Annotated in this window: 8 protein-coding genes; 1 reads left to right on the forward strand and 7 read right to left on the reverse strand. The window is 37.2% G+C overall.

Going from position 1 to position 8,767, the window contains the following annotated elements:
• Positions 1-331 precede the first annotated feature (331 nt).
• The 7 genes from V7150_RS11655 to V7150_RS11685 form a co-directional block, all read right to left on the reverse strand.
• Positions 332-1,030 carry an LrgB family protein gene (locus tag V7150_RS11655; protein ID WP_335517951.1) on the reverse strand — a complete coding sequence of 233 codons (699 nt, stop codon included), beginning with the start codon at positions 1,028-1,030 and terminating at the stop codon, positions 332-334.
• Positions 1,030-1,398, reverse strand: coding sequence for a CidA/LrgA family protein (locus V7150_RS11660; protein WP_335517933.1), 369 nt, complete (start codon positions 1,396-1,398; stop codon positions 1,030-1,032). Before V7150_RS11660 ends, V7150_RS11655 begins: the two co-directional genes overlap by 1 nt.
• Before the next feature lie 137 nt (positions 1,399-1,535).
• Positions 1,536-2,414: a LysR family transcriptional regulator gene (locus V7150_RS11665; protein ID WP_335517936.1), complete on the reverse strand. Its 879-nt coding sequence runs from the start codon at positions 2,412-2,414 to the stop codon at positions 1,536-1,538.
• 100 nt (positions 2,415-2,514) lie between these two features.
• A complete protein-coding gene (brnQ, locus tag V7150_RS11670; protein WP_335517939.1) occupies positions 2,515-3,894 on the reverse strand; it encodes a branched-chain amino acid transport system II carrier protein in 1,380 nt (459 codons plus the stop codon).
• Positions 3,895-4,337: 443 nt separating this feature from the next.
• On the reverse strand, positions 4,338-5,135 hold the full coding sequence (locus tag V7150_RS11675) for an HAD family hydrolase (protein ID WP_335517942.1): 798 nt from the start codon (positions 5,133-5,135) through the stop codon (positions 4,338-4,340).
• 317 nt (positions 5,136-5,452) lie between these two features.
• Positions 5,453-7,045, reverse strand: coding sequence for a long-chain-fatty-acid--CoA ligase (locus tag V7150_RS11680; RefSeq protein ID WP_335517945.1), 1,593 nt, complete (start codon positions 7,043-7,045; stop codon positions 5,453-5,455).
• A 241-nt stretch (positions 7,046-7,286) separates the two neighbouring features.
• Complete coding sequence (locus V7150_RS11685) at positions 7,287-8,384, reverse strand: CotH kinase family protein (RefSeq protein WP_335517948.1); 1,098 nt, start codon at positions 8,382-8,384, stop codon at positions 7,287-7,289.
• Between the two features lie 202 nt (positions 8,385-8,586).
• On the opposite strand from V7150_RS11685, the gene V7150_RS11690 reads away from it, so the two are divergent.
• On the forward strand, positions 8,587-8,767 hold a 181-nt coding region (locus V7150_RS11690; protein ID WP_420490280.1), incomplete at its 3' end, for a CotG/ExsB N-terminal domain-containing protein.

An 8,767-nucleotide genomic window follows, 5' to 3' on the forward strand; every position in this document is an offset into this window, starting at 1 on the left:
ACCTCTATTGGAACCCTTTCTCTCGCTTTTTTCATAGAAACTGGTTCCAATAACCTCTATTGGAACCCTTTCTCTCAATTTTTTCATAGAAACAGGCTCTTATAATCTCTATTGGAGCCCTTTCTCTAATTTTTTACATAGAAACAGGCTCCAATATCCTCTATTGGAGCCCTTTCTCTCAATTTTTTCATAGAAACAGGCTCTTATAATCTCTATTGGAATCCTTTCTCTCATTTTTTTCATAGAAAAAGGCTCCAATTACCTCTATTGGAACCCTTGCTCTTATTTTTTACATAGAAACAGGCTTTAATAACCATCTAAAGTACCTTTTCTAAAAGAGATGATGAATATTCAAATTCATTAATGAAGGAATCAGAAAAGCACCCCAGATTAAGGTAATCAAAGCCGCAAAAATCATGGCTAGAGATGAAAATGTAGCTTCTGCTTTTCCATATTCCATCGCTTTATTTGTCCCAACACCATGAGCGCCCATTCCAAGAGCGAGCCCTTTGGCAATGGGTGTTTTAATAGACAGTGATTTAATCACAGTTGGGCCGACGACACCGCCAACAATACCTGTGATAATCACGAAAACAGTCGTCAATGTAGGCAGACCGCCGATTTCTTTCGAAACCTCAATTGCAATCGGGGTTGTAATGGACCTTGGTAGGATAGAAATAATGAAGTCATATTTCAAGTGGAGCAATTTTGACAAACCATAGGATGAAAAAATCGCTACCAACGTACCAAATGTGATACTGATAATGATGGTACCTATATATTTCTTTATAATCGCCAAATTCTTATAGATCGGTACTGCAAAAGCAACCGTAGCCGGTCCCAGCAAATTGGTCAGCCATTTGGTATCGTTTAGGTATTGATTAGCTGAAACATTCGTAACTGAAATCAGGACAATTAAAAGGATTGGAGCAAGCAATAATGGATGAAAAAGTGAAATGCTCCATTTTCCATATGCCATTTTTGAAAAACGGTAAATGAGATACGTTACAATGCAAAATACTATCATCATCAATGCAATTCACTCCTTTTCCTTCCGGTTATTTTTTCCGCAATCAGCGCCGTCATCCCCATAACAATGACAGTGCTAATCCCAATTAACACAACAATCTCGGCTCCCTGGATGCTAAGAATTTCATCATAATTCACAATCCCTACTGCTGAAGGGATAAAGAAAAGCAACAATTCTGCCAACAGCCAATTGGCACCCTTCTCCACCCACTCTAGCTTTATGATTTTAAAGCAAAGTGCCATAAAAAGCAGAAATAATCCGAACATAGATGCAGGTATTGGGAGAGGAAATACTTCTTTTAGCGCCGCTCCTAAAAATAAAAACACATGTAAAAATAATACTTGTATAATAATTACTCCAAGTTTCATCGAAAATAATCCTTTCTTTTTGCAAAAAAGGAGTAAATGTCCACTCTTTTGCCTCACGAAATTAACTATAGAGTAATGGTACGCTGATTTTTGTCATTCGTAAAATACATATTCAGAATGATTTACATAACTAAAAGTTATAATGGCTCTTTCAAGATAAAATCTATAAAGGTCCTTCCTGCATTGGAAATATAACGATCTTTCTTTGTAAGGACTGCCAGCCTCCAAAGGATCTCTTGCTTGAGATTGATGACCTTAATATCCGTGTTTACCACCCTGTTGCATATAGATTGAGGAAGAATCGTGATGCCAAGGTTTGCTGCAACCATTTCAGTCATCAAATCCCATTGAGAGCTTTTAAACAAGATTTTGGGCACAAAACCAGCGGAAATGAAATGGTTTCTCATAATTTGATACAGTGCGAATTCTTCATGATAAAAAATAAACTCCTCATTCATTAATTCCTTTATATCAACTACTTTCCTTCTGGCTAAGTGATGTTCCTTGTAGACTAACAGCTTCATATCCTCCTCAACAATGGGATATACATTAAATTGCTGTTCATCAAGTGGCAGTACCGCTACACCAAGCTCAAATTCACCTTCCTCAACACTCTTTACGACCCTTGCACCACCATACTCGGTAATATTCAGTTCGATATTAGGGTAAGCATGATGAAACTTAGCCATTACCTTTGGGAAAAATAAACTTCCGATAAAAGGAGGAAGCCCAATATTGATCTGCCCCCTTGCTAGATTTGTCATGTCATTTAAAGTAGTTTTCATTTCATCAAGCAGGCCGATTATCTTCTGAGCATAATCCACTACCACCTCGCCTGCATCTGTTAAATCACTCGTCTTATTGGTGCGTATAATCAGAGTCATGCCAAGCTCTTCCTCTAATGCCATGATGGACTTGCTCAAAGCCGGCTGAGAAATATGCATATTTTCTGCAGCTTTTGTAATGCTTTTATGCTTGGCAGCCTCTATGAGAAATTGTAATTGTCTTAATTCCAAATCAATACACCTCTAAAAATTCATTTTTAGTTTACATAACATTTTTATAATATACTACATTTGTAAATGAAGAAAAAACATCCCCACCAATGTAGAGATGTTAAATGGTCCCTTCTGTTTTGTCCTTTAGTCGAAGGGCATTAAAATTTTGCACACGAACGATCAGTCCGGTAATCAAAATGGTAAGCAATACTGGAAGTAGCCATCCAAGCCCATCATTATAAAGTGGCAAGGTTTTTTCATAAAATGAAATAATCGATTTTAACCACCCAAAATATTCGATTTCAAGCTGCTGGCAGAATGTTTTTAAGCCATCGATCAGACTAATCATAAATGTAACGGTGGTGGCTGCTACATATACGAGCCGCGAATGGTTAAATAGCTTTGATAAAAATGTCAGCAGCATTAATGCCACTGCCAATGGATATAGCAACATTAACACTGGAATCGAGAAATGAATGATATTCGATAATCCAAAGTTCGCAACCACAAAAGATACTAATGAAAAGAAAACAACCCACATTTTGTAACTTAATTTAGGAAGTAGAGTATGGAAGTATTCTCCGCAAGCCGTCATCAATCCGATACTCGTCGTCAAACAGGCAAGAATGATAATAATCGATAACATAACTGTTCCTAACAATCCAAAATAATAAGATGCTGCCTTTCCGAGGACTGGTCCCCCTGTTTCAAACAGACCAAACGCTGCTGTGCTTGTTGCCCCTAAATAGGCAATGCCAACATAAATAACTCCTAGAAAGATAATTGCGACAATTCCGGATTTAGCTGATGCCGAAAGGATTCCGCGAGTAGAGGTTACACCCATCGAACGAATCGCATTTATGACAATAATCCCAAATACAAGTGACGCGAGGGCGTCCATCGTGTTATAGCCTTCGAGTAACCCCTTCATGAACGCCCCGTTTGCATAAGACTCTTGTGGTGCTCCAATTGATCCAATTGGTTTTACAATTACCATAACTAATAAAACAAAAAGGAGAATAATAATTCCAGGAGATAGTATTTTTCCTACATTGTCAACGATCTTAGCTGGATTTAAAGAAAACCACAATGTGACGAGAAAGAAAACACTTGTAAAAAGAATTAATCCAATTTGTCCAAAGGAATCACCAACAAACGGTGCAATCCCAATTTCATAGGCAACGGCTCCCGTTCTAGGTGCTGCAAAAAATGGGCCAATTGTTAAATAAAGCAATGATGTAAAGATCACTCCATATATTGGATGAATCCGGCTTGCAAGCTCTTGTAAATTCTTACTTCCTGAAAAACCTATTGCCAAAATCCCAAGGAATGGCAGACCAATACCAGTTATCAAGAATCCTCCAATCGCCATCCAAATGTTCGATCCTGCGTTTTGACCCAATCCTGCAGGAAAAATTAAGTTCCCTGCACCAAAAAATAAAGCAAACAACATAATTCCTATAATGAAATACCTTGAAAAAGGTAATTTTTTTTGCATATAAGCTGTCCCACCCTGAATTAATTTTTATGATAGTAGAAATGTACCATCCTTAATTGAACTTTTCCGTGACTAATAATACTATTCTTACGAAAGAAATTCAACCTATTTTAGGGATTATTTAGACAATTTCGAAATGACAAATGTTTACTGTTTTTTTCATAAAAAACAAGGATTGTCATAAATGAGAAAGAAAATGTAGATATTACCATAACATTATTTTAGAAAAATAAAAAAGCCAGTCCCACAAAACTATGCAGAACTGACCAAAGATAATCTACGTAGGAGGAAGTGGAGCCCATAAAATGGCCCCACTTTTGTATCCAGTAATGAATAAGACAAAACTATTTTTGAACCAATAATACAAACTTGTATCACCTTTTGGTCCATATCATTTTCACTAAATAAGAATGTAACTGCATCTGTTTTTTTCTTTCGAGTATTTAAAAACCATCCGACAGTTTCTCTAAGATCGGAAACAGTTCTTCTAAATGGCTAATTTCGTATGTAGGGATGACTTCATTTCGCTCTTTGTTGTGGCGGTTGAGCCATACGGTTTTGATACCTGTACGATTTGCACCAAGAATATCTGTCATGAGGTTATCCCCAACCATAATAACTTCCTCTTTGTTTAATGAAATGAGCGACAAGGCGTGTTCAAAAATGGAGGGATCGGGCTTTCCCCTTCCAAAATCTCCGGAAATTACAATTTGGTCAAAATATGGAACAAGTTCTGGAGTAATCTCTAATTTCGTTTTTTGTAAATCAGGTGAACCATTTGTCAAAAGAAGTAGGTGATAATGACCTTTTAATGCATCAAGTGTTTTAAAGGTTTCCTCGTATACAAACGGTACCTTTCTACGTTCCTGCGGAAAACGTTCCGCTAACTCATAGCCAAAGTCATCGTCATCTACACCCATCTTCTTTAACCCATTTGTCCAGGCATCTTTTCGATAAGAAGGAACAGTTTCTTTCATTTTTATAAAATGATCATGATTTTCATCTAAAAAATTGCCCCATAATCCTTCGAATGGGTTGATCCCAATCATTTGTGTAAAAGGGTAAAATTCATAGGAGGCGTAAAGATTTCTCGCAGTATCGCGAACTGCTTCTTCTAGTTGATTGGCATCCATTCCGTACCTGTCTTCAGCTGCTTTACACGTGGCCGAAAAGGCTTCCTTCACACTCTTTTGATCCCAAAGCAAGGTATCATCTAAATCGAAAAAAATCGCTTTAACCATTTTGTCAGTCTCCCCCTTAAGAATTTATTTTTAATAGTTTACCATTTTTGAAATTGAAAGAATAATAAATTTTTAATTGTACACTGTTATAAATTGAAATCACTCCTTATAAGGATTCTCATTCACTGTTGTAACATACTTGTGAAGTATTCATTTAAACTTATCACTTTAAAGTATTTTTGCTTGTAATGAACATCATTAGTATGCTTTTAATTGTGAAAACTGTAATAACTAAAAGTCCACCCTGAAGGTAAAGAAAACACGGAAAAAGGGCAGTGACTATAAAATACCACTGCCCTTTTCATTTAATACCGCTGTTAATTGACCCTCTTCGGGCCTGTCCAATACAGTTCCCGTAAACGGTATTTTTGTAGTTTACCTGTAGCTGTTTTTGGTAAAGCATCCACAAACTCAACAGCTTTTGGTGCCTTAAAGTGGGCCATATTCGATCGGCAAAATTGAATAATCTCCTCTTTAGTAACTTTTGCACCAGGCTGTAATACAATAATCGCCTTCGGAACCTCGCCCCATTTTTCATTAGGAATGGCAATTACCGCCGTTTCCAAGACATCAGGGTGTTTATACAAAACACCTTCGACCTCGGTGGAAGAAATATTTTCCCCTCCAGAAATAATCAAATCCTTGGCACGATCTTGTATTTCGATGAAACCATCCGGGTGGGTAACAGCCAAATCACCTGTATGAAACCATCCATCCCTGATAGCAGCCGCAGTGGTCTGTGGATCTTTGTAATACCCAGCCATCACAACATTGCCGCGTGTAACGATTTCTCCCAACTCTCTCCCATTCCATGCAACTTCTTCTCCATCTTGATGAACGACCTTTGTTTCTCCATTAAAGGCTAGTTCAATTCCTTGTCTTGCTTTAATGGTTGCTTGTTCATCCGTAGATTTTGATTCAAATTCTTTTTTCCACTCGCAATATAGAATGAAAGGTGAGGTTTCAGTCAATCCATAGACGTGGATCATATTCAATCCAAGGATTTCTTGAGCTTTATGAATAAGAGCTGCTGCTGGTGGTGCACCAGCTGTTGCCATACGTGGGCTTGTATTGATTTCAATATCCTTCGCTTTTGGATCATTAACAAGCATATTAACAACAGTCGGGGCACCACATAGTAGTGAAATATGTTTCTTCTCAAATAATTCGAGAATTATTGGTGGGTCTACTTTTCGCAAACATACATGCGTACCGCCGGCCGCTGTTATTGCCCATACACCGCCCCAGCCGTTTGCATGGAACATCGGTAATGTATGAAGATACACATCATCATGTTTTACATTTAGATGATACAGAAAATTGGCCGCATTAAGGTAATTACCACGATGTGTTAACATGACACCTTTTGGTTTTGACGTTGTTCCACTTGTGTAATTTAACGTGAGAAGCTGGTTTTCATCGATTTCCACTTCCGGTAAATCAGCATTTTGAGAAGCATGCTGAAGAAAATCCTCATAATACACACCATTTAAAGGTGTTTTATACCCCGAAACATGGACGATAATGATTTGTTCTAAGGATAGGTTGTTGATGATTTTCTCAATCGGAGCGCAAAATTCCTCATCTACAATTAACATTTTCGAGTCACTGTGACGAATAATATACTCTAAATCCTCGGCAGATAGCCGATAATTCAATGGCACCATTACCGCCCCAAGCTGACATATACCATAGAAGCATTCCAACATATAATGGGTGTTGGGCATCATCACTGCTACATGATCCCCTTTTACTATTCCAGCTTGATGTAAAGCAGTAGAAAGCTGATCAACACGCTGTCCAAATGCTTCATATGTAAACTCCTTCTCGCCATCTATCACAGCTGTTTTTTGCGGATAATATTTAACTGCTCTCCGTTTCCAGTCTAGTGGGGTTAAAGGGGAAAACATTATCATCAACTCCTTTATTTTTTTGAAAATTCACTTTATAACTTCACCGCTGTTTTGACAAAATCCTTTAAACTTAGTAAATTTTCTTAAAAATAGAAAGACAAGACTACTTTGGATGGAGCTAAACCCCAAATAATTACTTTGAATTGGAAGGATATATTTTGGTTTGTAACATATGGAGACCTATTAGTTAATAATTTTGTTACTCAGAAATAAAGATGCCAATCGGCATCTTTATCTATTATTTCCACTCCAATTTTGTTAATTTTCTTTGTAAATATTTTCTTCTTTCCTTGATATACTGGGAAATCACTTCTGATTCCTTATCAAACATATTTATATCTTGTTTTTTATAAGGATCCTGCAGCACATACGGACGGATCAGTTGGAGCATTTTTTCAACCTTGGGCATCATAAATTCGGTGGTAAATTGATGGTTCATTATTTCTCCGAGCAGGTTACGATAGCGTTTTCGATAATGATCAACGTCTAATAACCTCGCTGTTAATGTATTAAAACCACTAATCGGAACATAATTTGCTTCCATTATCTTTCCGTTTACATCTCGTCCCCATGTTGCATCATAATCCCAGGGAATGACTTGGAATAAACCAGTATTATCATTCCGGTAAAGGGCGTAGTTATGAACGAACCCATCATAGTTTGATGTAAAAATAATCCCGGCCATCCAGCTGAGATATTTTTCGATGTCAACGTATTTCGGTATTTCCTTTTCAAAATCATTCTGTGGAATTGTATTAATGTTAAAGATGAATTCCTGTAAGTAATAATCATTTGCAGGTGTACCGTACTTTCGTTCATAGCCTAGATCTAGTGATTTTTTTGTTACTTTGTCTAAATCACTCATCAGTGAAAAGTTGGCATCACCATCGACAGCATAAAAAATACTTCCGTTTGAAAGGTTTCTTCTTTTTAAAAAATTCTCATCCACCGATTCGATTTCTAAATAAACACCTTTTGCTTTACCATTTTCCGTTAAAAAAATATGACTTGATTGCGGGGATAAAACGCCAATCTCTGAAAAGAAATCAAAGGATAATTTGTTTCGGATAAGCGAAGGGTCCTTGAATTCAGCGTTTAGATGTATTAGTTTAGAACCTTTAAATTTTCTTGGATTATAAAACTTAATTTGATATGATTTTTTCGGAAAATCACGAATATGAGATCCTCGATAACTTAAATCAATCTCCAATTTTCTCCCGCCTATCGTTAATTGAGCAGGAACCGGATCATCAATCCAAATGTCTCTTCTTAGTTCCCTAAGATCGATTGGATTAATAAAAATCTTATATTGCGGTATGCTTGTAACCTCGTCCATGTTCTATTTCCTCCTTCCCTTATTCCTATGAAGGAAAACGAATGCAGGTCACGACTAGATGTCATTTTTTCATATTATAGGCGTTTGTCCCATTCAAAGAGAGCTTTTCAAACGTAAATTGGTAAAAGAAGGGTGAGTTTTATGGACATAAATGTCAATCAGTTTTCGTACTCCCTTTTCTAGATTTAAAGGAGGTGCAATTATGAGTGAATTTTCACAAGAGGATATTCAAAGGGCAGCAGATGATGTTAGACGCGGTGGTTTTGGGGACTTTATGTTCAGAGACCCAGGCCATAATCGCCGATCTTCACGTCGAAGAACTTCTAGGCGCCAGATGACATCCCGCAGAAGAATTTCTCAGCGCCGGATGACATCTCGTAGAA

Source organism: Neobacillus drentensis, from assembly GCF_036965245.1.
Classification (GTDB): domain Bacteria; phylum Bacillota; class Bacilli; order Bacillales; family Cytobacillaceae; genus Neobacillus; species Neobacillus drentensis_G.

Bases quoted from the DNA above. Each gene is read 5' to 3' on its own strand.
- V7150_RS11655 (WP_335517951.1), bottom strand. From the start codon at position 1,030: ATGATGATAGTATTTTGCATTGTAACGTATCTCATTTACCGTTTTTCA.
- V7150_RS11660 (WP_335517933.1), bottom strand. From the start codon at position 1,398: ATGAAACTTGGAGTAATTATTATACAAGTATTATTTTTACATGTGTTT.
- brnQ (WP_335517939.1), bottom strand. From the start codon at position 3,894: ATGCAAAAAAAATTACCTTTTTCAAGGTATTTCATTATAGGAATTATG.
- V7150_RS11675 (WP_335517942.1), bottom strand. From the start codon at position 5,135: ATGGTTAAAGCGATTTTTTTCGATTTAGATGATACCTTGCTTTGGGAT.
- V7150_RS11680 (WP_335517945.1), bottom strand. From the start codon at position 7,045: ATGTTTTCCCCTTTAACCCCACTAGACTGGAAACGGAGAGCAGTTAAA.
- V7150_RS11685 (WP_335517948.1), bottom strand. From the start codon at position 8,384: ATGGACGAGGTTACAAGCATACCGCAATATAAGATTTTTATTAATCCA.